This window comes from Roseivirga sp. (genome assembly GCF_049099775.1).
In the GTDB taxonomy this organism is placed as follows: domain Bacteria; phylum Bacteroidota; class Bacteroidia; order Cytophagales; family Cyclobacteriaceae; genus Roseivirga.
This window is the reverse complement of record NZ_JAGDZM010000004.1, coordinates 575,187-599,001: the sequence shown is the minus strand read 5'-3', so window position 1 is coordinate 599,001 and position 23,815 is coordinate 575,187. Positions and strand designations below refer to the sequence as shown.

Genomic DNA, 23,815 nt, shown 5'->3' with positions numbered 1-23,815 from the left:
ATTGAGGTATAAGAAAATACTAATTACAATACCAAGATGGTCTATTCATAGGATCGGTTGCATGGTGCTGTTTATTTAGCCCAAAGTTTACTCTTATGAGAAGTGTTATAGGTAGAAGTAGCATTTTCCATGTTGTAGGTTAAGATCAGAGAGATAATCTTCTAAAGCTGCTCTTTGGTGTGCATTTGGAAATACTGTGATCAGTAACTTGAAGTTATTTTCATTTTCAACAGCCCTGTAATCAAAGACTTTCTGATTGAGTACTTTATGACTTTCGTTTGGAATTGATAAGCCCATCCAAGAAAAAGGAATGCCCAGTTCGTCTAGCAGCTGTTTTGCCAACTTTCCTTTTTTATCGGTTCCCCAAACGATCAGTTGCGAATCTTTTAATTCATGCTTTACAAAGTGTCTTATTTTCAACCTAAAGAAGGTTTCTTGTTGGTAGTTTGTTGAGTTTCTGGAAGTCCTTGCCGCATGCTCTCTCCAGAGTAAAGTCGTTTTTGGAATGGATTTAACCTGAAAACCTTGTCGATACCATTTTAAAACTAAATCATAGTCCTCGGGGTATTGCAGGTCGGTAAATTCGCCAATAGCCTTTAATTCTGATTTACGGACCATCCAATTTGGCGAGGCAATCACGCATTCTCTGTAAACCCATTGCCAATGGTCCTTCAGATCGATGCGATTATTTAACCAATGCTCGTATTTGGTATAGCCTTCGGAAATAGGAGGGGTGCCAAAGTATTTCACTTTACCTGTTACCACTGTTTTTGGTTCTGAACCGGCTAGTGCTTCAACCATGAGTTGCAAACGCTCTTTAGGCATAATGTCATCTCCATCAATTCGAGAAATATATTGGCCCTTGGCTACTGCTAGCCCTTTTTGTAAGGCTGGGATGATTCCCTTGCTTTCATTTTCAACCAGTTTTATCCGTTCTTCGCGTTGCGCAAGATCTAGGGCTATTTGGGCTGTATTATCGGTGGAGTGGTCATTAATTATAATCAGTTCCCAATTCTCATAGGTCTGTGAGGAGGCAGATTCAATGGTTTCAGATACGTAGTGGCCAAGGTTTTTGATCGGCATGATCAAACTCACAAGTGTTTCTTCCTTGGACATGCTTGGCTTATCTACTTTTCAATACGCCAATGTAATAGTTCTCATCCACCGAAAGTTCTGATGCTTTGGAAGCTACTCTTCCCCAATTCGATTTAGGCGATATCCTTACAGTTTCACCGTTTATGTTTACATCGACAGGCATGTCAAAGGTTCTAATTGTATTTACCCATCTGTAGTTCAGAAAGCCATCTTTGAAAAAATACTCTAGGGTTGGAAGTCTTCTGTCTCTTAAATATTGGTTGAAAAAAGCATCTAGGTTCAGGTTTAAGAATTCAGCAATATACTTTTCGAATTCCTGAGAGGTAACAGTTTTATGATAGAACGCTTCTCCAACCGATCTTAAAACACCGCGCCATTGCTCATCATCGTTGACGATTGTTCTTAGCGTATTGAGCATATTGCCGCCTTTGTAATACACATCGCCGGGATACCCGCTATAATTAACGCCATATGGGCCAATCATCGGTTTTTGGTTCCCGATAGCCGTTCTAGTGCCTCTTACATATTCTTGACCGGCTGCTTTTCCGAAATGGTAATCTAGAAACAGGCTTTCTGAGTAATTGGTGAAGCTTTCATGAATCCACATATCGGCGTGGTCTTGATGTGTAATATTATTGGCAAACCACTCATGACCAGACTCGTGAACAATGATGAAATCGAATTTTAATCCCCAGCCTGTAGTGCTTAAGTCACGACCTAAATAGCCATTCTGAAAGCCATTGCCATAGGTGACCGAACTCTGATGTTCCATGCCTAAATAAGGGGCTTGAACTAGCTGGTAACCGTCCTCATAAAAGGGGTAAGGGCCAAACCAGTGTTCGAATGCTTGAAGCATGCGAGGTACTTCGGTATACGTCTTTCGGGCTTTTTCCTCATCAGGCTTTAAAGCCCAGTAGGTAATGTCTAAATCGCCTTTTTCTCCCTGGTAAGTCTCTTTCCAACTGACATAATCTCCAATGTTTAGGTTGACACCGTAATTGTTGATAGGGTTTTCTACTTCCCAGTGGAAGATCTTTGTTTTCTTCTTTTTATTGTGATCTGTGCCAATTAAACGGCCATTAGAAACGTCCGTTAGGTGTTCCGGCACTTCTACACTGATGCGCATGCCTTCTACTTCGTCGTACATATGGTCTTTGTTGGGCCACCAAACACTGGCCCCCAAGCCTTGACAGGAAGTAGCAATAAAGTCTAGGCCATTGCTATCTTTTTTCCAGCTAAAGCCACCGTCCCAAGGGGCGCGAACGGCTTCCTTTGGTTTGCCTTCATAATGGACGGTTATTTCCTGAGTATCTCCGATTTTTTGAGTCTGTTTTAAGTGAACGAAATGTGCGTTGCCTTCTGAAGTGAAATCTAGTACCGTACCATTTTGAGTCACCTTAGTGATCTTTAACGGTGGCTGAAGGTCTACCTGAAGCGTATTGTTTGATTCTAGAACCTTGTATGTGATAGTGTTACTGCCCGTAATGCGTTTTTCTTCAGGGATTACTTCCACTTGAAGATGATAATAGGTGAGGTCCCACCAAGCACGTTCAGGGGTAATGCTTCCTCTTAGAGAATCTTGCCTTGTAAACTCTTGAGAGAATGCGGAAAAGCTAGCGAAAAGGAGAAGGGCGATCAGAAATTTTTTCATGTGCATGGTTTTAACTAATGGTCAATTTACTTCATTTTTCTCCCTTTTAAATGGCGGAGAAGTTAAATAATGTTGGGTGATCTGGAGGAAGTTAGTTTGATGTTAAGATCCTTCATTGCACTCAGGATGGAAAAAGGGAGAATGCATAAAAAAAGCCTCACATTTCTGTGAAGCTTTTAGTTGGTCTACTAGGGCTCGAACCTAGACTCTTCTGGACCAAAACCAGACGTGTTGCCAGTTACACCATAGACCATCCTGTAATTGGGAGTACAAAAGTAGTATTTGACTCTTTATTTGAAAACCTTTTCTGAGAAATTTTTAGAAACTTTTCTTAATCCTCCACCTTCCAAAAAGCAATACCGCCTGCTTGCTTTCCTAGATAGGCAGTATCTACCACTTTAAGTGTCTTAAGGTCAATGATATCGACCATTCCTGGGTCTGCATTTTTACCTTCAACAGAAACAAATGCATATCGGCTGTCAGAAGAAATGGCAACACCATGTGTTACTTTTTGGCTGTTATCAAGTCTAGCCACTTCCTTACCAGTTTCTAAATCCCAAATACCTGTTTTAGCGGCAGTTTTGTAAGAAACAACCATCATTTTACCGTCAGGTGTTAAGTCAATGTTATAAGGGCCTTTATCGGTTATGAATTTACGGGTGGCTTTCCACGTATCTGTATCAATTTCAAGTATTTCAGCAGATCCATTTCCTGCTACATATACTAAGTTTTTTTGTGGATGCGGGCTTACCCAAGTAGGTTTGAAAGCTGAATGCTTCATGCCGCCCATGTCCATTTTGCTATGATCCATCTTACTATGGTCCATTTTTGAATGATCTATGGCCTCAGCTTTTTCATCCTTTTTCATGTCCATTTTAGAATGATCCATCTTGCTGTGGTCCATCGTAGAGTGGTCTACTAAACTTTTTGAGGCTTCATCGAGGTCTAGTTTTCTAGCTACATTCAAATTGAAGGCATCGATTTCAAATAACTCACCAGACATCATCGCAACAGAATAGTGCTTCATGCCATCGGCAGAGATTCTACTACCATGCGGCATTGCTCCAGTTGTAATCTGATCTAATTCTGTCATGCTTTCTACATCTACTACGGAAACTGTACTTGGCACCATATCGCCATGCAGGTTAAAGTTCACACAATACAATAGTCCTGTAACTGGTGATATTTGCATAGAGGCAGGGAAGAGGCCTAGTTCTACAGAACCTACCATTTCGTCTGTACCTGTTTTGTATTTATATAGCTTTCCGTACGGATTTCCGTGTGCAAGGCTTAAGTACCAATATTCACCTTTCGGGTCTACAGTAATTCCGTGTGGTCCTTCAATTTCTTGTGGCCAAACACCCACAGGGATATTTTTGATTGTTTCGGCTTTCTTACCATCAAATTTTATGATCGAAACTTCATCTTCAGATTCGGCAGTCACATACACGTAATAGTCTTGCGCACAAATGGCTGTAGCGATAAGGGCAAACAAGACGGTTAAAGCGAATTTTTTCATATGCTTATTGATAATGGAATGTATAGAGTATTGTGAATGAAGCCGGCTTAGTTTTTTTGCTAAACCGGGCATCGTCTTATTTTCTTTCAATTTTAATGTTCTCAGTTTTCGGAGGCTCTACTTTTGAAACCCAAAGCCCACTGTGCATATCAGAATAAAAGAGGTGTCCTTTATGCAATTGTGCTCCCCAAGTTTGAGGCATGTTTGGTATGTATCCTTCCGGATCACCTGGCATGAAAAAGGTGATCTGTCGGCCTTGTGCTAATAGATCGCCCATTAACTCACCACTAATATCTATGACTCTTACGCCGCCGTTATAAAAGGTGGCGTAAAGCGTTTCTGACTCTTCATCTACCCAGAAGTTATGCGAACCGGCAAATGGTAATTCAAAACGAGCAACTTCTTCTGGATTATCTAGATCGGTGAAATCAATCATATGCAAGTAGCCACCTGCTAGATATGAACCATTTTCTCCATAAGGAAATACCTCATCTCCGCCAATTACGTAGAATTTCCCTGTAGACTTACTTTTAAATGGAAATGCTGCATGGTTATCGCCGCTTGGGTAGGCATAACTGGCAAACTGAACAGGATTTTCTGGCGATCCACCGGCGATGCCGTTTCCAACATCAACTAATTGAATACCATCCGACCAATTGGATGAATAAGCGATACCGTCTTTTACCCAAACGTCATGAATAGAATGTCCTGGGGTATCTAATTCGAATTTGCCGACTGTCTTCGGGTTTTTCGGGTCTTTAATATCGATAACGTAATATTTCTGTCCTGCACTTAGGGCGTAGATATAACCTTTATCAATAAATACATTGTGGACTCCACCTGTCAGATTATTGTTATAGGTAGCATGAATCTTTACATCTCTCGGGTTAGAAGTATCTAGTATAACTAGACCGTTTTTTCTATTGGAAGCGCCCTCTCTGCTGATAACGGTTACTTTTCCATCCTCTGATACTTTCACATCATTCACCGTTCTGGCATCAACTTGAATACTGTCGATTCGTAGAATATTCGCTGGATCAGAGACATCCCAAAAGTATGCTGTACCATCTGCACTCCAAGTACCTGTAACGGCATAATCACCGCCATCTTGACCTTCCCAAACCCAAAGATCTGATGTAAACTTTTCGCTGACTGTTCCTTGGCCTACTGTAACTATTTTTCGTTCGACATCTCTAGGCGTGATTCTTAGCGTTTTTTGCGCTGAAGCTACACCTGCGGTGGCCGTAACAGTATATATCCCGGCTTTGTCGGCTACAAAACTACCGTCTTGTCTAATTAAGCCAGAAGCACTAGTAGAAACATCATCAGCTTTTCCGTCAAATGAATATCGAATTGGGATATCATTGATAACATCACCATTCTCTTTTACGGCATTGGCTGTAAAGTGAAATACATCTCCTGTTCTACCTTGGTTATAATCTACTTTTAAGTTGATATTGTCTACAGGGTTCTTGACAACATTTACGCTAAACGTATTCTCTATATTATTGACTTTGGCAGTAATGTTTACTCTTCCTTCTTTTCGACTCGCTATATAGCCAAAAGGGTCGACCGTAGCTATTTCTTCATTACTGGAGCTCAATTCAACTTGAACATCGGTTCTTGTAAGGCCAGCATTGTCTAGCACTTGATAATGGAATTGGACCGGTGTTCCTCTGTACACTTTCTCTGGTACATCATTGATTTTTATTTCAGTGATTTCAGGGTAGTTAATAATAATATCAAAGGAATGGCGGACCCCAGCTGCAAATGCCAATAGGTTTACCTTGCCAGGCAGGAAGGCTCGGGCTACTCCTACAGAATCAACAAATAGTTTTTTCTTATCTCTGGAGAAAATACGGACCTTATCCTTAGTCTTCTTTCCATCTTCAGTTACAAAGACGTCTAACTTTAATTCACCCCCAACTTCGAGGGTTAGATTGGTATTTGCTACCTCTATTTCTTTTTGAGCCTTAGCAATGTAGGGACTCAAAAACAGGGTCACCATAATGGCAACTAAGAAACTTCTGGAATTATCAGTAAATCTTTTAAGTCTATTCATTTCACATGTTTTAAGTCCCTACAGAGGTTATTTGCTTTGTATTTTAGTTTCTTTTGGCTTTTCTGGCTCCAACTTAGCTGACCATAATCCACTGTTAAAATCAGCATAGAAGATATGGCCTTTGTAAAGCTGCGCACCCCAAGTAAATGGAGAGTTGGCAGAATAACCATTCGGATCGTTTGGTACTATCCAAGCAATCTCTCTTCCTTGTGATCTTAGGTCGCCCATCAATTCTCCACTTAGATCGACAATACGAACGCCTTCATTGTAGAACGCTACATAAAGAATGTCGTCTTCAATCCAGTAGTTGTGAGAACCTGCATTTGGAACTTCGAATCGAGCAATTTCTTCAGGGTTATCAAGGTCAGTAAAATCTACAACGTGTAAGTAACCTGCGGCTCTATTTACGCCACCTGGTTGCGTATTTAATCCGTAAGGGAAAATTTCATCTCCACCAATTACATAGAATTTACCAGTTGATTTACTACGGTAAGGGAATGAAGCATGATTTGCGTTGTTAGGATAAGCATAGCTTGCAAATTGCGTTGGTTTTTCCACTGATCCACCAGCAATTCCGTTTCCTACATCAACCAATTGAATTCCATCAGACCAGTTAGATGAGTAAGCAATACCATCTTCAACCCAAACATCGTGAATAGAATGACCTGGTGTATCTAATTCGAATTTAGAAACAGCATATGGGTTTCTAGGGTCTTCGATATTGATGATGTAATACTTTTGTCCACCACTTAGTGCATAAATGTGGTTGTCGGCAATAAATACATTGTGAACACCACCAGTCATGTTCTCATCGAACCTAGAAATGATTTCTACATCTCTTGGGTTCTTCACGTCAATGATTACGAGACCATTTTTTCTGTCAGAAGCACCTTCACGGCTAATGACACAGATTGTACCGTCTTCAGAGATTTTAACATCGTTTACTGTACGTGCATCTACTTGTACAGAATCAATTTTAGTAATGTTTGCAGGGTCAGTTACATCCCAGAAGTAAGCAGTTCCATCAGCACCCCAGGTACCTGTAACGGCGTAATCTCTTCCGTCAACACCTTCCCATACCCATAAGTCTGAAGTATGCTTGTTGTTCACAGAGCCTTGTCCTACGACTTCAATTTTTCTAGCAACATCTCTTGGAGAGATTTTAACGCTTTTAGAAGCCGAAGCAACGCCACATGAAACGGTTACGGTATACATACCGGCTTCATCTGCTACGAAACGGCCATCTTGTTTGATTAATCCTGATGCATTTTGACTTACATTGTCAGAAACACCGTTGAATGAATAATATAAAGGCGCATCTGATACTTCGTTGCCTTTAGCATCTAGTGCTTTCGCTGAAAAGTGAAAAACATCACCAGTTCTTGCCTGATCGCCATCTGCTGTTAATTCAATTCGTGTAATTGGGTTCTTTACTACGTTAATTCTAACGGTATTCACTACATTTTCAGATTTTACTTCAATTGAAGTTTTACCTGGTTTGTAAGTTGTCACCATTCCGAAAGAGTTTACCGTGGCGATAGACTCGTTCTTAGAGGAAAATGTAACGGCCGGGTTTTCTCTCGTCAACCCAGCTTTATCAATTACTGTATAGCTTAAAGTGATTGGTGTTCCTGCGTAGATTTTATTTGGAATGTCATCTAAATTGATTTCGGCGATCGGAGGGAAGTTAACCGTTACTTTAAAAGTCATTCTTTCAGCACCTGGAGCGATGGCAATAACATCGAAAGTTCCGGGTAAAATTGCTTTTACAGTGTTGGTGGCATTTATAGAAAGACTTTTTCTAGCTCTAGAAAACATTCTTACTGGAGTATCCAACTTTTTGCCGTCTTTCATAACATAGGCATTAAGCTTTTTCTCCGCACCAACTTCTAACACAATGTTAGATGGGTCGATTACAATCTCTTGAGCGAAAATTGTAGCTGGCAGTACAAGGAGTAAAGCCAGGATATAACTGCGTATAAATTTCATGATAGTTGTTTTAAGGTATTTTTCAGGAATGTACTCATTCTTGTATACTGATACAACAAGCAATATCATGTGCGGTAAGCCCAAAAAGGCTTCTAAATAGGTTTTCTGGTTTACTTCACAAGTTCTTTTTCAAGCGCTTCGAGAGATTTGCCTTTTGTTTCAGGCATAACCTTCCATGTAAAGAGCAATTGAAGGCACATCATAACCGCAAAGAAGGCAAAAACAGGCCATGGATTTTCTCCAAATATGCCATCTTCTTTATCGATAAATATAGGTGTAAGCAGGGTGATTAATGCGGCAAATACCCAATGCACACCACAGCCAAATGCTTGACCAAAAGCACGTACTTGGTTAGGGAAGATTTCGGATATAAATACCCAGATGACTGCGCCTTGGCCGATGGCATGCGCGGCAATAAATAAAAGGATAAAACAAAGCAAGACAATTGGATTGGCAGAAGCATAAAAGCACCACGCCGTTCCTGTTAAACCAATGATATAGCCTATAGATCCGATATACATTAACTGTTTACGTCCCAATCTGTCAATCAGAAACATACCGAGGATTGTAAATATAAGGTTGATACCTCCAATGGAAATAGAGCTAAGTAATGCATCTGTGATACCGGCCGTATCTAAGAGTTCAGGTGCGTAATAGAGAATGAAATTTATGCCAGAGAGTTGGTTGAAAAAGGCCAATAGAAAGGCAAGCACTATAGGTCTGCTATATTTCTTGGAGAATAATCCGCCTTGTTTTGTTTTTGGTGCTATATCAAGGGCAATGCGTTCTAATTCTTTTACCGCATTTTCTGGATTAATGAGTTTTAAAACTTTCAAGGCTTCGTCGTTAGCTTTTTTCTTTAAAACCAACCAACGTGGACTTTCGGAAACGCCTAATACCATGATGGAATAAACAACGGCTGGTACGGCTTCTATGCCTAACATATATCGCCAGTCATTTTCTCCACCGACGCCATCTAAAAGGAAATTTGAAATGAAGGCGATCAAAATTCCGAACACAATCATAAACTGATATAAGGCAACGAGCCGCCCTCTGTTTTGCGGGCCAGAAATTTCTGAAATGTATGTAGGGGCAGCTACAGATGATGCTCCGACTCCTAGTCCGCCAATAAATCGAAAAAATGAGAAGGTGTAAGGATCAGTAGCTAATCCCGAACCTATGGCAGATACTAAATAGAGGATACCAATCCAAAAGAGTGTCTTTTTTCTGCCAAACTTATCGCATGGTACCCCTCCTAGAAGTGCACCGAAAACTGTGCCCCAAAGGGCCATAGACATAATGAAAGTACCGTGAAAGAATGGTGTTGTATTCCAAAGGGCTTTAATGGGCTGGTTGGCTCCAGAAATAACAACTGTGTCGAAACCGAAAAGAAAACCGGCTAAAGCGACTGTAATCGCCCAAAAACGAAGTTTATTAGATTGCATAAGGTTGAATGACAAGAAGTAAGATACTAATTCTCTTCAAACTAATGGCGATTATTAATCATATGCATTAAAGGTAATTCACGGCCTGCTGGCTGGGCAGGGATCATTTCTATAATCTTGAAGCCAAATTTTTCATAAAATCCGACAGCATTTGGGTCTGAGAGTACTTGGAAAGGTTGATTTCGAAATTCACTATTTGAAAGAACCGATTTTAATAAGGTTTTGCCGAGTCCCTTACCATGGTGACTTGGTTCAATCCAGCAATGCTCAATAACGAAAAATTCTTCTTCTTTTTCTATGACACAAAAACCTACGATCTTTTCTGTGTCGTTGTGGTAAATAACAAAGGTGTTTTGTGCGTTTAAATAAGCTGGATCAAACGTGAGGTCATTGCGCCAAAGTGCTAGCCACTCCTTCGGATAATCCCAATGAGCTTTAGCCTTTTGGGCGATCTTAGAAAGCAAAAAGGCATCTTGTTCAGATGCCTTTGTTAATCGTTTTATTTCCAATTAGTATTTCATTTTCTTCAGGTGTTTAATACCTGTTTTCAAACTTTCAATACTGTTGTTAGCAAAATTTGTGTCTTGCTCTACGTAGAAGTATCGCATTCCTGATTCTACTTGATATCTGAATAGTTGTGGCCAGTCAATGATGCCATTTCCTACTTCAGTCATTTTTTTACCATCATCGAGAGATAGGTCTTTGACATGCCATAACGGTATTCTACCAGCATTTTCCCTGATTAGGTTGATTGGATCTAGACCTGCATAACGTACCCAGAACATATCCAATTCTAATTTCACGTAGTATGGATCTGTTTCTAGAATAATGTCATAAGGTATTTGACCTTGTAGTTTTTCGAATTCAAATTCATGATTGTGGTATGCAAAGCCTAAACCTGACTTTTGACACATTTCACCACACTTTTGAAGCAGTTCAGCTAGTGCTTTGTACTGGTCAATTTTAGTTCTTTCTCCTTGGGTAAGGTATGGACAAACTAAATATTCCGCCCCGAGTTCTGCTGCATCATCCACAGCCCTTTGAAAGTCTATATTCATTGTTCCTGACACTTTTTGGCCATCTGCGGCCCCAGTAGGAACGTGGATACTTTTTACTTTCAGTTTAGATTTCTCTATAATCTTTTTGGCTTCAGCAATTGGCTTACCTAAGATTTTTCCTTCTTGGAAGTCGAACAGCTCCATATAGCTAAACCCAGCTTTTCTGAGTGTTTTCAAGGTGCCGGCCATGTCATCATAAATAACATCTCTTACCGTATAAGCCTGGAAACCAAACGATTTCACTATATCTTCTTCTAATGCTTTGGAAACTAAACCAGGTGCTGTCATAAGGCCTGCGGTGGCCACGCTGGTTTTTCCAATAAAGTCTCTGCGTTTCATTTGAGATAAATTTAAGTTGGAAACTACTAAAAATCAGTCAATCAAACTACTGATTATTTAAGGGCATCATTTTCAATAAATATGCCAATCAGTAACAAATCAAACCTTTAACGGACGATTAAGGGATTAGTATCAATTGATGATTACATCTTCTCGTACATTTGGCGAAGTTTTTTTCGGGTGATGGTGTCACGCCAATTACTTCCCAGTGCATTTTCCCAAAGTGGTTCTAAAAACAAAGCAACATCGATCATCTCTTCGAATTGTTGGTCCGATAGGCCTGCACAAATCCCTTTTGGAATATCAATCTCATGCTTGTCTACCATGGCTTTGAATTTTTCAACGCCTTGCGGATAGAATTCTTCTAATTGATCGAATACTATACAGTTACCAATGCCGTGCTTAGTACCTAATAAAAAGCTGAGTCCATAAGAAACGGCGTGCGCTACGCCAACTTGAGAATAGGCAATTGACATACCACCATGATAGGATGCCATCATTAGTTTGTCGTCAGAGTCTTCGTCCCAAACGTCTTTTTCAAGAAATACTTCTTCGCAAAGCTCTAAAGCTTTATCACCATAGGATTTTGAAAATGCGTTTAGATAAGTGCCAGTTAATGATTCTACACAGTGGATGTAACAATCCATTCCGGTGTAAAATCTTTGATTTTTAGGAGCATTTTTGATCAATGCCGGGTCTAGTACGATCTGATCAAAGGGTGTATAATCAGAATTCATTCCCAGTTTTCTTTCAGGCCCGGTTAACACGGTGGTTCTTGAAACTTCTGCACCAGTACCTGAAAGGGTAGGGATGCCCACGTGATAGGCGCCTGGTACTTTTACCAAATCCCAACCTTGATAATCGGCAGATGATCCGGGGTTGGTCATCATTAAGGCAACAGCTTTAGCTAAATCTAACATGCTGCCACCGCCAAGGCCTATGATGCCTGATACTTGACCAAATTCATCAATAAGTTCTTTCGCAATACGATCTACCTGCTTGGTTTTGGGTTCATCATCGGCACTAGCGAAAATGATTTTATCATTCTTCTCTAAGGGGATTCTTGAAGTAAGGCTTTCTCTTTCTTTGAAGATATCATCTACAAGGAAGATAAAAGGAAAATCACCTTTTCGTTGAGGGGCTAAAATAGTTGAGGTTTGGTCGAATGAACCACGGCCGTAAACGACCATTTTAACCATTGGGAAGTTCTTAAATGCTGTCATTAGTCTTCTTCAATAAATGCTTTCGCGTTTTCTAAGTCTTGAGGTGTATCGATTTCAATACCCATGTATTCTGTTTCTACCATCTTGATCTTTTTGCCAATTTCAAGATATCGCAAACATTCAATTTTTTCAGTGTCTTCTAAGACCGTCATTGGTGTATGATAGAAATCGAGCAATGCTTGTTTTCTGAAGGCATATACACCGATGTGTTCAAAGTATTTTGTATCGGCTTCTTTATTTCTAGGGTAGGGGATCGGAGATCTTGAAAAGAAGAGCGCATAATCGTTATTGTCGACGACAACTTTGACATAGTTTGGGTCTTCAATCAGATTTACCTTATTTAAAACCTGCATGAGCGATGCTAGATCAATGTTTTCTGCATCTTCTCCTTCAAATACAGCGAGAAGTTGTTCTAAAGGAGCCTTTTTGGTGAATGGTTCATCGCCTTGAACATTCACTATAATATCTGCATCAATCTGTTCTGCCGCTTCAGCAATCCGATCGCTTCCGCATTCATGTTCTTTCTGACTCTTAATTACCTTCCCACCATTCGAAGAAATTTCGTCGAAAATGACATCTGAGTCCGTAACTACATAAGTCTCAGTAAATAGCCCTGTTTTAATGACAGATTCATAAGTGCGTAGGATTACGGATTTGCTGCCAAGTTTAGCCATAAGCTTACCTGGAAATCTTGTAGCATCATACCTTGCAGGAATAAGGGCAACTACTTTCATGAAAGCACAGATTTAATCGTAGCAGCCATTTTCTCAGCCCTTTCATTCGCCTGTTCGTCAGTCCATGTTAGGTTAATTAAAGAAGATATGGTTCTGCCCATAATCGCATCAGATTGTTTGAAGTTATCAAAGTCCATTTTGCCGATGGCTTCTACTAATCCTGGGTTTAATGGAAATAGGGAAGTGGCATTCTTTAAGTGCTCCCATTTCTTGATGTAGTGCCAATTATTATCAAACCAATAGAAATTGCCTCCAAGTCCGTTTTCAAGCAATGCTTTATGGGCTTTTCTAGTCAATTCTTCAGTTGGTAAGAAAAAGGATAAGAATGAAGCATTGTCTCCTTTGGGATCAGCAATTCTTCTAAAAGTAACACCTTCTATTTCGCTGAGCGCTGCTTTAATAACAGCGTTATTCTTTCTTTGGGTAGCTAGGATTTGATCTAGTTTGCGTATTTGCCCGAGACCTACTGCCGCATGGAGCTCAGAAATTCTATAGTTATAACCTAGAAAGGGGTGTGTTTCTGCTCCTCGATCGCTGCCCACATGGTCGTGCCCGTGGTCAGTATAGTGGTCCGCATTTTTGAAATAGGTTTCGTTGTTAGTTAAAAACACACCACCTTCTCCACAGGTGATTGTTTTTACAAAATCGAAAGAGAAAGTTCCACCGTCTCCGATAGTGCCTAGTTTTTGGCCATTAAAAGTTCCACCGATGGCTTGGCATGCGTCTTCTAGCAAGAGTAAGTTGTGCTTTGTACAAATGGCTTGTAATTCATCCATCTGAGCCATGGATCCGCACATATGGACAGGCATTACCATTTTGGTATTTGGAGTAACTGCCGCTTCAACTGCTTTTGGGTCTAGGCAGAGTGTTTCGTCAATATCAACTAGAACGGGCGTAGCACCAGCAGCAATTATGGCTTCAAAACTTGCTACAAATGTAAAAGTTGGCATGATTACCTCGTCACCAGCGCCTACACCCATAACAGCCATTGCTGTACTCAATGCCGTTGTTCCACTTGAAGTGAGTTGCGCATGATTGACATCGAAAGTCTTAGTGATAGCTTCTTCGAGTTCTTTGGCTTTCCAGTGACCATTTCGCATATGGTCGAAGCCATAACGCATTAGAATACCAGATTCAAGCACGTCGTTGACTTCTTTTCTTTCTTCTGTTCCAAATATTTCAAATCCAGGCATAAGGAGGGAGTGTTTAGCAGGCAAAAATAGCTAGAAAACCTGATGTCTCATAAGCAGAATGGGCTTAAAGAATCCCAATTTGGGATGAGAATTCTATATATGGTAAGGAAAATGGTTTTTGGCACAATGTTAAATTTTGTAAGCATCTGATAATCAATTAATTAAAATTATACAGTGAATTGGCAAGAGTCTTGTAAACTATTAGTCAGGTTAAGCAAAAAACAAAGTGAAGTTGGATAGTGAAGTTGATGGTTATTAATCTATTGGTTGAGGTGAAACCCGAGAAGGACGTTCTCGGGTTTCTTTTTTTTAAATAACATTATATAACCCATAAAAAAAGGGCTCCGAATTTTCGGAGCCCTTTTCATTTTGTCTTGTTAAGTATTAGTCTGTTGTAAGCACGCTTCTAAGTGGTAATACGCTCATTAATGGAATAGTCGATCCGAACGTATCATTCATTACCTGAATGATAGCATTAGCAACTATACCATGTCCTCTAGGGTTAGGGTGAATACCATCTGTAGAGAATACACCGTTCGGGCTGAAGTCTGGTGCAAGGTTTACACCTTCTACCACTATACCTAAAACGCCATCTGCTGCTGCAATGGCTGCGTCTGACAGTGCTAATTGTGTTGCTAAGGCTGGAGTCAATCCAGCGATATCTGCCATTTGAACATTAATATCATATTCTGCAAGAACAGTACTTCCTTGCCCAGCATTAATGGCTGCTATTACACCAGAAATAATGGCATTATATGTAGCTCTTGCTGTAATTACATTTACTTGTTCTGCTTGCGTAAGTATGAAGTTATCGGCAATAGGAACGGAGATTCCTGATAAAACTGTTCCACTGCCAGTCAAATCGCGGCCAATCTCACCTGCAGCAGTTAATAATGCTAAGTCTGTCGCTACTGCTGGTCTAGATTGTCTAAATGGCTCCAAACCTGCTCTTAGAGTAGCAGGAAGTCCAAGTAGATCGAATTTAGGTCCCAAGTCTTCAAGTGCATCATCAACAATTAGAATGGGGTTAGGACCAGCGGCATACTGAACCATTCTCTGATCCATATCGGCTTGCGTGATCAGTGTTGCTTGTACCATTCCTGCTAATGCTTGATTAAATCCGGCAAACCCGCCATTAAGTGCGTTAGCTGTAGCAGCATCTAAAGGAACTGCATTGTATGGAACCGCTCTAAAAAATGGAGCAGTAAGGATCAAAGGAACATTCATAACCACACCTTGTGCGCCACTTCCTACTAAAGCACCTAAAGATGTTTGTAGATTAGCCTGAAAAGTTGCAGCATCAGTAATATCTCCTTCATCTGCTCCTCCTGATGTAGCGTAGCCTAAAACGTCGTTAGCACCTAATTCAAATGTGAAGAAAGTTGGGTCTACTGCTAAAGCATCTCCTAATACAGTTGATGTACCGGGAGAAGTTGCAAAACGAGCATATAGTCCGTTGTTTGCTAGACCGACATTTGAAATATCTGTCATTTTCATGCCAGGTACGGCAAAATTATTCAATGAAGATTTATCTCCATCAAAAGCTTCGGGTAACTCTCCAGCAGTAGGTAAGGGTCTTAAAAGACTTAAGCTAAGCTCAAATCTACCAAAGAAACCACCGGCAGGATTTGTTCCTGAGAAGCCATTGGCCGAGTTAATAGACGGCACGTTGAAACTTCCACCACCAACTCCGGTTACTTGGAACTGTCTTCCTAAAAAGGTTGCAAAACTCTGATTTTGTGCATCTGTATATAAAGCACCATCTTGAAATCCTGCCGCTATTGAGTTACCAATAGAAACATAATTGCTCAAGTCTAATGAACCTGGCGTACCAGTCACTTCACCTGGAAGCGGGTTATCGGCTAACTGCTGCGCAATTAAATCCACGTCCTCGTCACATGATTGGATGGCGAAAACGAAAGTTAAAAGTGCGAATAAATATATCTTAAGATTTTTCATTTCTGTACTGGATTTTACTTAAAGAATTCGTCAAATGTGATTTGTACATAGTAAATACCACCAATGTTCGGGTTACCGAATGAAGTAGTATAGCGCTCATTTAACAAGTTACTTGCACCTAATTTAATCGTCGATTTCCACTCCGGAACTTTGTAGCTCACTTGAGCATTTAAAGAACCGTATTCAGGAATTACACCTACTCCGAAAGAAGATTCCCATAAATAAGCCTGCTGCCATCTGTAAGTAATATTGAAACCTAAGTTGTCAGTTACTTTTCTGTTACCAAACTTAATGTTGTATCGGTACTTAGGCGTGTTGTAGCTAGCTCTAAAGCCTTGATCTAATAAGTCTTGTTGAGAGATCAATTCATTAAAGGCAACGTTACCACCAATGAAATATCCACCGTCTAATGTATAGTCGAGTTGAACAGCCCATCCTTGAGATTTAACTTGTCCGTCAGCATTGATATCGAATCCATAACGCTGTGTAGCTACAGTTCCATTAACAATCGCATCTCTTTGTGCTGGAGTTCCTGAATCTGGATTTGCACCAGTTAAACCGTTCGGTACTGCTTGCGTGAAGTCAATCTCTGCAATGAAATCATTATAAACACTGTGATAGTAGTAAGCATCTACCAAAAGTCTGCCGTCAAGGAAAAGTCCTTTATAACCTACTTCAAATGTATTTACTTTCTCAGTATCGAAATCTTGATTAACTCTAACCTCGTTTACTAGGAGGGAAGCATCGCCTGCTGCTCTGGCTGCATTTACACTGTTAGTAGTATAGATTTGATTCGATTGGAAGTTGTATCTGTCTACTAATAGGCTATTGCTACCGATTAGTCTTCTTGTAACTACATCTAGGTCGATGAACTGATCTTGTGTAGTAGGAATTCGGAAACCTCTTTGGAATGAACCTCTAATGTTATGGTTACCTGCAAGTGTACCCACTGCTGAGATTCTTGGAGAAAGCTGACCTTCGAAGTTTTCATTTTTATCGTATCTCATCGATCCTTGAATTTTCAAGTTATCGTCAAGAAAACGCTTAGTGATTTGCGTATATGCACCCCATTCAGTGAAGGAAATTTCTTCATTGTTATTGTCTAATGCAAAAAGAGTACCTTCAGAAACAAGTCCGTAACGTCTCCAGTTAGCGCCCACTACAACTTCAGCCCAATCGATTTTATCTGTAAGATCCCAGCTACCTTCAACATGATAAAGGTTAGAGTTGTCTAAGAATTTTGCACCACCTTGTGCAATAGAAGTACCTCTAATTTGATCGGCAAGAGCGTCAAATGTAGCGGAACCCGGTTGTGGTTGTCCTGCGTCAGCAGATAATCTTGCTGCTGCATGAGAAGCTTCTATCGACTGTCCTGCAAGTCTAGCACCTGCAAATGTTAGTAAGTAAGGCTCTAGGTAAGTAGCTTGGTTAATTCTTGTTGCTAATGTATTAGCAGCATAACTATCACCTGAGTTCTCTTGCGTAGTATACGCTCTTACGTAGAAGTCAGATCCTTTAAGTTCAAGTTTAGCGGTAGAGATAGAGAAGTTATCTAATACAAATCTATCATTGGCAGTGTATACCGTACTACCTGATCCGTAATTGAACTGACCTAATAATTCTAAGTTATCATTCAATCTATAGTGAAGTGCACCACCAATTTTAATGCTCTCAGTAGTATTGTCTACAAAAGTAGCTTCGTCGAAACCTGTTGGCGTAAATAAACCATCGACTCCGTCAGGAATTAAAGTTCTAATTGCTGGAAGTGTAGTGTTTCCGCCCGCAATAGCAATGTCTGCAATTTGTCCTACAGTAATATCGAAGTCACCATAAGTGTTTACACCATTATAAAATCTATTGTTTCCTCTAGAATCTGCACCACGTTCTACTACGCCAAAGGTTGCAAAACCCTGATCTCTAGTATCTGTACCTACAAAGTCATTTGCTCTTAAGTAAGAACCAGTGATTTTAAAGGCTAGTTTGTTGTTGAATGACTTAGCCCATCTGAATCCATAATCCTGATAGAGTTCAGCATTTTGTTCCATTTGACCTGTGGCATTTGTTTCAACACTATTTACACCCGTTTTCGCATAAGCACTGAATCCTTGGTAATCGAATGGATTTTTAGAGTTTAAGAGAAGGATACCGTTGATTGCATTTGGCCCGTATAAAGCAGAAGCTGCTCCCGGGATCATTTCGGCAGATTCCAAGTCAAGGTCATTAATACCTACAATGTTACCCACTGCAAAGTTTAGGCCTGGTGCTTGGTTATCGATACCATCAATTAACTGTACAAACCTTGTATTACCATTTGCGCCAAATCCACGAGTGTTGATTGACTTAAAGGTTAAACTTTGTGTACTGAAATCGACACCCTTTAACGAAGCTAAACCTTCGTAGAAGGTAGCCCCAGTTGTATTTTGAATGTCTAGAATATCTAATTTTTCAATTGAAACAGGAGAAGTAAGGATGCTTTCCTCGACTCTAGATGCCGATACAACAACCTCTTCTCCGAAGAGAACTGACTCTTCCATTCTAATTTCTAGATTGGAAACGTTGTTTTGGTTGATCTCTAATTCCTGTGGCTTATAACCCACATATGAAAAAATTAAGGTGATAGGAGGGGCATCTTTGACTGTAAGCGAGAACTTACCGTCAGGTAATGTGATTGTACCTATTACCTTATCCTTGACTCGGATATTTACCCCCGGTAGACTTTCGCCAGTGGCGTCGTCTACGACCGATCCAGAGACCGAGACTTGGGTCTGAGCCGACAATGTAATCGTTTGCATTGTCAGTAAGACCATCGTTAAACATGTAAAGATTCTCTTCAAATTCATCATCATTTAGAGTTTTGAAACAAATAAAGTTTGGCTTGACTAAGGTATAAGATTGCAAAACCTTCGTCGATATCCAAAATTAATATGATTTTGGAAGTATTAAAGTGATTTTTGAAAAATGTTATGCATGCAGAGCACTTTATTTCTTGTAATTATAGTATTGCGTATTCATAGTAAAATGCAAGCAAGGTAAGGTTCTAGCCTTCAGGATTTTGCTTAAGTTCTTCTTCTAGGTGCTTTACCATTTTATCGCAAAGCCTGTTCATGGCTTGAGACATAAACTCATCTCCAGTTGAATTTAGAACGCTTTGAGCAAGCCCTCCAAGGCAATCAACGTAGAACCTTTTCATTTCGTCAATCGGCATTTCCTTGTTCCAGAGGTCGATTCTTAAAGTGTTTTGGTTGTTATGATCCCAAATGGAAAGGCTGAAAGACTTTGTTTCTTGTTCTCCGTCTACGTCTTTATCAGTGGCATTCCAGAATATTTTTTCTGGGATATTTTCGTTGTCGAGTTCTACTCTGAGGTTAATCTCTGATTCTTTCATTTATGTTTTTTCAGACCCAAATATAATTCAATTGTCTCTGATTAGTGTAGATAAACAGGACCATTCCCAAGATTCTTTTCTTGGGGACAAAATGGTGACAAAATTGAGAAATGCTGGAATAGTGCTTTTACGCAATCGATTTATTCGAACTTCATTTCGGGAATATCTCCCTCTATAATCAGTTTTCCGGCTGTTGCAGCTTTAATTTCTTCTACTGATACACCAGGTGCTCGTTCGAGCAATTGAAAACCACCTTCAGGAAGCACATCCAGCACGGCCATATCAGTGACTATTTTCTTTACACAATTAATTCCTGTTATCGGTAAAGAACAAGCAGGTAACAATTTTGAAGCCCCAGATCGGCTGCAATGTTGCATCGCTACTATAATATTATCGGCAGACGCTACTAAGTCCATAGCGCCACCCATGCCTTTAACCATTTTACCGGGGATTTTCCAATTCGCGATATCGCCATTTTCGGAAACCTCCATAGCACCGAGTATGGTTAGGTCAACGTGGCCACCTCTTATCATTTCGAAGCTTTCTGCTGAACTGAAAAGGGAAGAGCCTTTAATAGTGGTAACGGTTTGTTTCCCCGCATTAATAAGGTCAGCATCTATGGCCTCTTCTTCCGGGAAAGGGCCAATTCCTAGTAATCCGTTTTCAGATTGGAGTACAACATTGATTTGATCTGGTATAAAGTTGGCCACTAGCGTCGGTATACCGATGCCTAAATTTATGTAAGTGCCATCTTGAACTTCTTGTGCAATACGTTTGGCAATGCCTATTTTATCTAACATATCAATGAAATCACTTAATCCTTGTCGTACGTTGTTCTATTCTCTTTTCGTAATCCTTGCCTTGGAAGATGCGCTGCACGTATATTCCAGGGGTATGGATTTGGTTAGGATCTAGTTCTCCTACTTCTACAAGTTCCTCTACTTCGGCAATTGTGATTTTTCCTGCCATAGCCATCATAGGGTTAAAGTTTCTTGCGGTGCCTTTAAAGACAAGGTTACCGGATTTATCTCCTTTCCATGCTTTTACTAGTGCAAAGTCAGCTTTGAGCCAACTTTCTAAAAGGTGCATTTTCCCATCGAATTCCCTTACTTCTTTACCTTCGGCTACTTCCGTACCGAATCCTGCAGGAGTGAAGAATGCGGGTATTCCAGCACCGCCTGCTCGAACGCGTTCGGCTAGTGTTCCTTGTGGTATTAAATCAACTTCGAGTTCGCCACTTAGTAACTGCCTTTCGAATTCTGCATTTTCTCCTACATAGGAGGAAATCATTTTTTTGACTTGCCTTGTTTTTAACATCATTCCAATGCCAAAGTCATCTACGCCAGCATTGTTAGAAATACAGGTCAATCCTGTGGTTCCTTTTTTGACAAGTGCTGAGATACAATTTTCAGGGATGCCACAAAGACCAAATCCACCAAGCATTAAGGTAGAATTGTTAGCAATATCGCGAATGGCTTCATCGGCATTGCTTACTTCTTTATTGATCATGTTTACTTATTTAAGTTTACTCAATCGACTTCTTACTGCCTTTTCATCTTCCTCCAATTGATGCTTTAAGGCTTCCAAGGACTCGAATTTTACTTCGTTCCTGATGTGATCTACGAATTCGATACTAATTTCAGTATCATAAATATCTTCATTAAAGTCGAAAATATTGACTTCAATAGTCTTGTTTTCTCCTCCCACGGTAGGTCGATGGCCAATGTTGAGCATACCATCGAACTTCTTGTACTTGTTACAAACCTTTACGGCATAAATGCCATCGGCTGGTATGAGTTTGTAATTCTCCTTTACTACTATATTGGCTGTCGGGAAACCAATAGATCGGCCTTTCTTTTGGCCGTGAACCACTTTTCCCGCGATACTGTAACTTCGGCCTAGGTACTTATTGGCTGTTGCAACGTCGCCAGTTTCCAGAGCTTTACGGATTTTCGTTGAACTAATGCCTATTTCGTCAATATCGTGTCGTGGAATTTCCTCTACCTCAAATTTATATTTTGGCGCAAATGCTTTTAACTCTTCTAAACCTCCTGATCGATTTTTTCCGAAACGATGGTCATAACCAATGATCAATTGGCTTGTTTTTACTCTTTCACTTAAAATAACCTTTACATATTCTTCAGGGCTAATCTGAGAGAATTTGGCCGTAAATGGAATTTTCACTAAATGATCTATCCCATACTGCTCTAAAAGATTGGCTTTTTCAGGGAATGTGGAAAGTAGAAGCAAAGAGTTTTCGTGAGGATTTAATACAAGTCTCGGATGTGGCCAGTATGTAATCAATACCGTTTGGCCATTTTTAGCATTGGCTACTTCCCTAAGTCTCGATAATATTTGCTGATGCCCTTTGTGTACACCGTCGAATGTACCTGCGGTAACCACGGCGTTCTTTATTTCATGTATCGTTTCTGTTCCCAGGTGGATTTTCATCGGGCTATGAAAGGTCTTTTAAAAGATTAACCAAGTCATCTAAACTGTAGGCATTTTCAACGTCGAAGTCACCAATTTTTGTTCTACGAAGACTACTCAAATGTGCACCCACACCGAGAGCTTGTCCAAAATCGTGTGCTAAGCTTCGAATATACGTTCCTTTGGAACAAACTACTCGAAAATTTATGACAGGAAGATCTACTTCTGTCAGTTCAAACTCTTTAATGGAAACGCTTCTGCTTTTGACAGCTATAGTTTCACCTTTTCTGGCATGTTCATATAGCCGTTTGCCATTTACTTTAATGGCAGAATGCATAGGAGGGATTTGTTCAATGTCGCCAATAAAATTTTGGCGTGCCTTTTCTAATTCATCATTACCAATATGACTTATATCAACGGCAGGTGTTACTTCACTTTCCAGGTCATATGTTGGTGTAGTTTGGCCGATAGTAAAGCTTCCAGTGTATTCCTTTTCCTGCCCCATGAATCCTTCAATGGATTTAGTCTTTTTACCGGTGCAAAGTATTAGAAGCCCTGTTGCCAAAGGATCGAGTGTTCCTGCGTGCCCGACCTTCTTAATTCGAATCAGATTCCGAATTTTCTTGACTACATCAAACGATGTCCAAGTGAGCGGTTTGTCTATTAGAATGACTTGACCGGCAGTAAAGTTTTCTTGCTTTGTAAGCTGAGGGTCGATCTGTAACATTTAAACAAATGTATAAATGATGGCTGCCAAACCAACCACATAACAGTAGTAAGAGAAGTACTTTAATTGGCTCTTTTTAACCAATTTAATCATCCATGTACAGGCAATTAAACCTGCTATAAAAGCAGCAGCAAATCCTGCTAAAAGGAGTGTAGGTTCAGTATTACTGGCCATCAAATCCCCGCTTAGTAAATCCTTGGCCATTTTACCAAGAATTAGTGGTACAACCATTAGGAATGAGAACCTTGCTGCTTTTTGCCTATCGATACCGAGTAAAACAGAGGTTGAGATCGTGGCACCAGAGCGGGAAATTCCTGGAAGTATAGCTATGGCTTGAGAAATGCCTATAATTATCGCATTTCGATTAGAAACGGTTTTGTCTGTATTTTTTGCTCTATCGGCTAGGAATAGAAGTGTTCCAGTTACCAGTAGCATAAGGCCTACAAGGAGAATTTGTCCGCCGAATAATTGTTCAATTTCATCTTCTAATAAAACGCCCACTGCAGCGGCAGGAATCATTGATAAAACGATTTTAACTGAGTATTTGAATTGCTCATTATTCTTGAATTGAAACAGCCCTGAAAGTAATTCGATAATGTCTTTTCGGAAGATTACAATGGTACTTAGCGCAGTTGCAGCATGGAGTACCACGGTCATTAATAAGCTTTCTTCTGGTACGCTGCTATCTCCGAGTATGGCTTTAGTTAATTCTAAATGACCGCTACTACTAACGGGTAAAAACTCGGTGAGTCCTTGAACTATGCCAAGGACTATCGCTTCGATTAAACTCATGTATTATTTAGACTTTTTGAATATGGCAAAGAACTCAATGATAAAGCCTGCCACAATGATAATTGGCCCGAGGGTAAGACCAAGAAATCCCTGACCGTGTTGTTCGCCATCCATAGACATCACAATGAAACCTAGAAGTAAAACGCCTAATCCAATAAGCATCCATTTATAGTTTTCTTTGCCAAAGGCGAAGTTGTTTTTTTTCTCTGCCATA

Annotated in this window: 20 protein-coding genes and 1 tRNA gene; all 21 read right to left on the bottom strand. The window is 40.2% G+C overall.

Features of this window, described 5'->3' with window-relative positions:
- Positions 1-105: 105 nt before the first annotated feature.
- The 21 genes from JXQ92_RS07085 to JXQ92_RS06985 all read right to left on the bottom strand — a co-directional run bounded on the left by JXQ92_RS07085 (position 106) and on the right by JXQ92_RS06985 (position 23,814).
- The gene (locus JXQ92_RS07085; RefSeq protein ID WP_421985903.1) at positions 106-1,116 is read right to left on the bottom strand and encodes a glycosyltransferase family 2 protein; all 1,011 of its coding nucleotides are present in this window, start codon (positions 1,114-1,116) and stop codon (positions 106-108) included.
- A 7-nt stretch (positions 1,117-1,123) separates the two neighbouring features.
- A complete protein-coding gene (locus JXQ92_RS07080) occupies positions 1,124-2,746 on the bottom strand; it encodes a M1 family metallopeptidase (protein WP_421985902.1) in 1,623 nt (540 codons plus the stop codon).
- A gap of 180 nt (positions 2,747-2,926) precedes the next feature.
- Positions 2,927-2,999, bottom strand: a tRNA-Gln gene (locus tag JXQ92_RS07075).
- A 78-nt stretch (positions 3,000-3,077) separates the two neighbouring features.
- On the bottom strand, positions 3,078-4,265 hold the full coding sequence (locus JXQ92_RS07070) for a YncE family protein (RefSeq protein WP_421985901.1): 1,188 nt from the start codon (positions 4,263-4,265) through the stop codon (positions 3,078-3,080).
- Positions 4,266-4,341: 76 nt separating this feature from the next.
- Positions 4,342-6,327, bottom strand: coding sequence for an LVIVD repeat-containing protein (locus JXQ92_RS07065; protein ID WP_421985900.1), 1,986 nt, complete (start codon positions 6,325-6,327; stop codon positions 4,342-4,344).
- A 27-nt stretch (positions 6,328-6,354) separates the two neighbouring features.
- Entirely contained in the window at positions 6,355-8,316 is a 1,962-nt protein-coding gene (locus JXQ92_RS07060; protein WP_421985899.1) for an Ig-like domain-containing protein, read from the bottom strand.
- A 110-nt stretch (positions 8,317-8,426) separates the two neighbouring features.
- Positions 8,427-9,761 (bottom strand): sugar porter family MFS transporter, encoded by a 1,335-nt coding sequence (locus JXQ92_RS07055; RefSeq protein ID WP_421985898.1) that lies wholly within the window; start codon positions 9,759-9,761, stop codon positions 8,427-8,429.
- Positions 9,762-9,802: 41 nt separating this feature from the next.
- The gene (locus JXQ92_RS07050; protein ID WP_421985897.1) at positions 9,803-10,270 is read right to left on the bottom strand and encodes a GNAT family N-acetyltransferase; all 468 of its coding nucleotides are present in this window, start codon (positions 10,268-10,270) and stop codon (positions 9,803-9,805) included.
- The gene (locus tag JXQ92_RS07045; RefSeq protein WP_421985896.1) at positions 10,271-11,158 is read right to left on the bottom strand and encodes a sugar phosphate isomerase/epimerase family protein; all 888 of its coding nucleotides are present in this window, start codon (positions 11,156-11,158) and stop codon (positions 10,271-10,273) included.
- Between the two features lie 143 nt (positions 11,159-11,301).
- A complete protein-coding gene (locus JXQ92_RS07040) occupies positions 11,302-12,381 on the bottom strand; it encodes an iron-containing alcohol dehydrogenase family protein (RefSeq protein ID WP_421985895.1) in 1,080 nt (359 codons plus the stop codon).
- Positions 12,381-13,115 carry a 3-deoxy-manno-octulosonate cytidylyltransferase gene (gene kdsB, locus JXQ92_RS07035; protein WP_421985894.1) on the bottom strand — a complete coding sequence of 245 codons (735 nt, stop codon included), beginning with the start codon at positions 13,113-13,115 and terminating at the stop codon, positions 12,381-12,383. The genes JXQ92_RS07040 and kdsB overlap by 1 nt, the downstream gene beginning before the upstream one ends.
- Positions 13,112-14,308, bottom strand: a complete 1,197-nt coding sequence (locus tag JXQ92_RS07030; RefSeq protein ID WP_421985893.1) for a DegT/DnrJ/EryC1/StrS family aminotransferase — start codon at positions 14,306-14,308, stop codon at positions 13,112-13,114. The genes kdsB and JXQ92_RS07030 overlap by 4 nt, the downstream gene beginning before the upstream one ends.
- A 384-nt stretch (positions 14,309-14,692) precedes the next feature.
- Complete coding sequence (locus JXQ92_RS07025; protein ID WP_421985892.1) at positions 14,693-16,267, bottom strand: hypothetical protein; 1,575 nt, start codon at positions 16,265-16,267, stop codon at positions 14,693-14,695.
- Positions 16,268-16,281: 14 nt separating this feature from the next.
- Positions 16,282-19,074 carry a TonB-dependent receptor gene (locus JXQ92_RS07020; RefSeq protein ID WP_421985891.1) on the bottom strand — a complete coding sequence of 931 codons (2,793 nt, stop codon included), beginning with the start codon at positions 19,072-19,074 and terminating at the stop codon, positions 16,282-16,284.
- A gap of 230 nt (positions 19,075-19,304) precedes the next feature.
- Positions 19,305-19,652, bottom strand: a complete 348-nt coding sequence (gldC, locus tag JXQ92_RS07015; RefSeq protein WP_421985890.1) for a gliding motility protein GldC — start codon at positions 19,650-19,652, stop codon at positions 19,305-19,307.
- A 140-nt stretch (positions 19,653-19,792) separates the two neighbouring features.
- Complete coding sequence (locus tag JXQ92_RS07010) at positions 19,793-20,452, bottom strand: 3-oxoacid CoA-transferase subunit B (protein ID WP_421985889.1); 660 nt, start codon at positions 20,450-20,452, stop codon at positions 19,793-19,795.
- 10 nt (positions 20,453-20,462) lie between these two features.
- Positions 20,463-21,161 carry a CoA transferase subunit A gene (locus tag JXQ92_RS07005; RefSeq protein ID WP_421985888.1) on the bottom strand — a complete coding sequence of 233 codons (699 nt, stop codon included), beginning with the start codon at positions 21,159-21,161 and terminating at the stop codon, positions 20,463-20,465.
- Positions 21,162-21,167: 6 nt separating this feature from the next.
- On the bottom strand, positions 21,168-22,103 hold the full coding sequence (locus JXQ92_RS07000) for a bifunctional riboflavin kinase/FAD synthetase (RefSeq protein ID WP_421985887.1): 936 nt from the start codon (positions 22,101-22,103) through the stop codon (positions 21,168-21,170).
- A 4-nt stretch (positions 22,104-22,107) separates the two neighbouring features.
- Positions 22,108-22,809: a tRNA pseudouridine(55) synthase TruB gene (truB, locus tag JXQ92_RS06995; RefSeq protein ID WP_421985886.1), complete on the bottom strand. Its 702-nt coding sequence runs from the start codon at positions 22,807-22,809 to the stop codon at positions 22,108-22,110.
- Entirely contained in the window at positions 22,810-23,601 is a 792-nt protein-coding gene (locus tag JXQ92_RS06990; RefSeq protein ID WP_421985885.1) for an undecaprenyl-diphosphate phosphatase, read from the bottom strand.
- A gap of 3 nt (positions 23,602-23,604) precedes the next feature.
- Positions 23,605-23,814, bottom strand: coding sequence for a DUF3098 domain-containing protein (locus JXQ92_RS06985; RefSeq protein ID WP_421985884.1), 210 nt, complete (start codon positions 23,812-23,814; stop codon positions 23,605-23,607).
- Between the last annotated feature and the right edge of the window lies 1 nt (position 23,815).

Coding starts and splice junctions, on each gene's coding strand:
- JXQ92_RS07000 (WP_421985887.1), bottom strand. CDS start 22,103: ATGAAAATCCACCTGGGAACAGAAACGATACATGAAATAAAGAACGCC.
- JXQ92_RS07080 (WP_421985902.1), bottom strand. CDS start 2,746: ATGAAAAAATTTCTGATCGCCCTTCTCCTTTTCGCTAGCTTTTCCGCA.
- JXQ92_RS07065 (WP_421985900.1), bottom strand. CDS start 6,327: ATGAATAGACTTAAAAGATTTACTGATAATTCCAGAAGTTTCTTAGTT.
- JXQ92_RS07045 (WP_421985896.1), bottom strand. CDS start 11,158: ATGAAACGCAGAGACTTTATTGGAAAAACCAGCGTGGCCACCGCAGGC.
- JXQ92_RS07010 (WP_421985889.1), bottom strand. CDS start 20,452: ATGTTAGATAAAATAGGCATTGCCAAACGTATTGCACAAGAAGTTCAA.
- JXQ92_RS07055 (WP_421985898.1), bottom strand. CDS start 9,761: ATGCAATCTAATAAACTTCGTTTTTGGGCGATTACAGTCGCTTTAGCC.
- JXQ92_RS07040 (WP_421985895.1), bottom strand. CDS start 12,381: ATGACAGCATTTAAGAACTTCCCAATGGTTAAAATGGTCGTTTACGGC.
- JXQ92_RS07030 (WP_421985893.1), bottom strand. CDS start 14,308: ATGCCTGGATTTGAAATATTTGGAACAGAAGAAAGAAAAGAAGTCAAC.
- kdsB (WP_421985894.1), bottom strand. CDS start 13,115: ATGAAAGTAGTTGCCCTTATTCCTGCAAGGTATGATGCTACAAGATTT.
- JXQ92_RS07060 (WP_421985899.1), bottom strand. CDS start 8,316: ATGAAATTTATACGCAGTTATATCCTGGCTTTACTCCTTGTACTGCCA.
- JXQ92_RS07005 (WP_421985888.1), bottom strand. CDS start 21,161: ATGATCAATAAAGAAGTAAGCAATGCCGATGAAGCCATTCGCGATATT.
- JXQ92_RS07085 (WP_421985903.1), bottom strand. CDS start 1,116: ATGTCCAAGGAAGAAACACTTGTGAGTTTGATCATGCCGATCAAAAAC.
- JXQ92_RS07025 (WP_421985892.1), bottom strand. CDS start 16,267: ATGAAAAATCTTAAGATATATTTATTCGCACTTTTAACTTTCGTTTTC.
- JXQ92_RS06990 (WP_421985885.1), bottom strand. CDS start 23,601: ATGAGTTTAATCGAAGCGATAGTCCTTGGCATAGTTCAAGGACTCACC.
- truB (WP_421985886.1), bottom strand. CDS start 22,809: ATGTTACAGATCGACCCTCAGCTTACAAAGCAAGAAAACTTTACTGCC.
- JXQ92_RS07070 (WP_421985901.1), bottom strand. CDS start 4,265: ATGAAAAAATTCGCTTTAACCGTCTTGTTTGCCCTTATCGCTACAGCC.
- gldC (WP_421985890.1), bottom strand. CDS start 19,652: ATGAAAGAATCAGAGATTAACCTCAGAGTAGAACTCGACAACGAAAAT.
- JXQ92_RS06985 (WP_421985884.1), bottom strand. CDS start 23,814: ATGGCAGAGAAAAAAAACAACTTCGCCTTTGGCAAAGAAAACTATAAA.
- JXQ92_RS07020 (WP_421985891.1), bottom strand. CDS start 19,074: ATGGTCTTACTGACAATGCAAACGATTACATTGTCGGCTCAGACCCAA.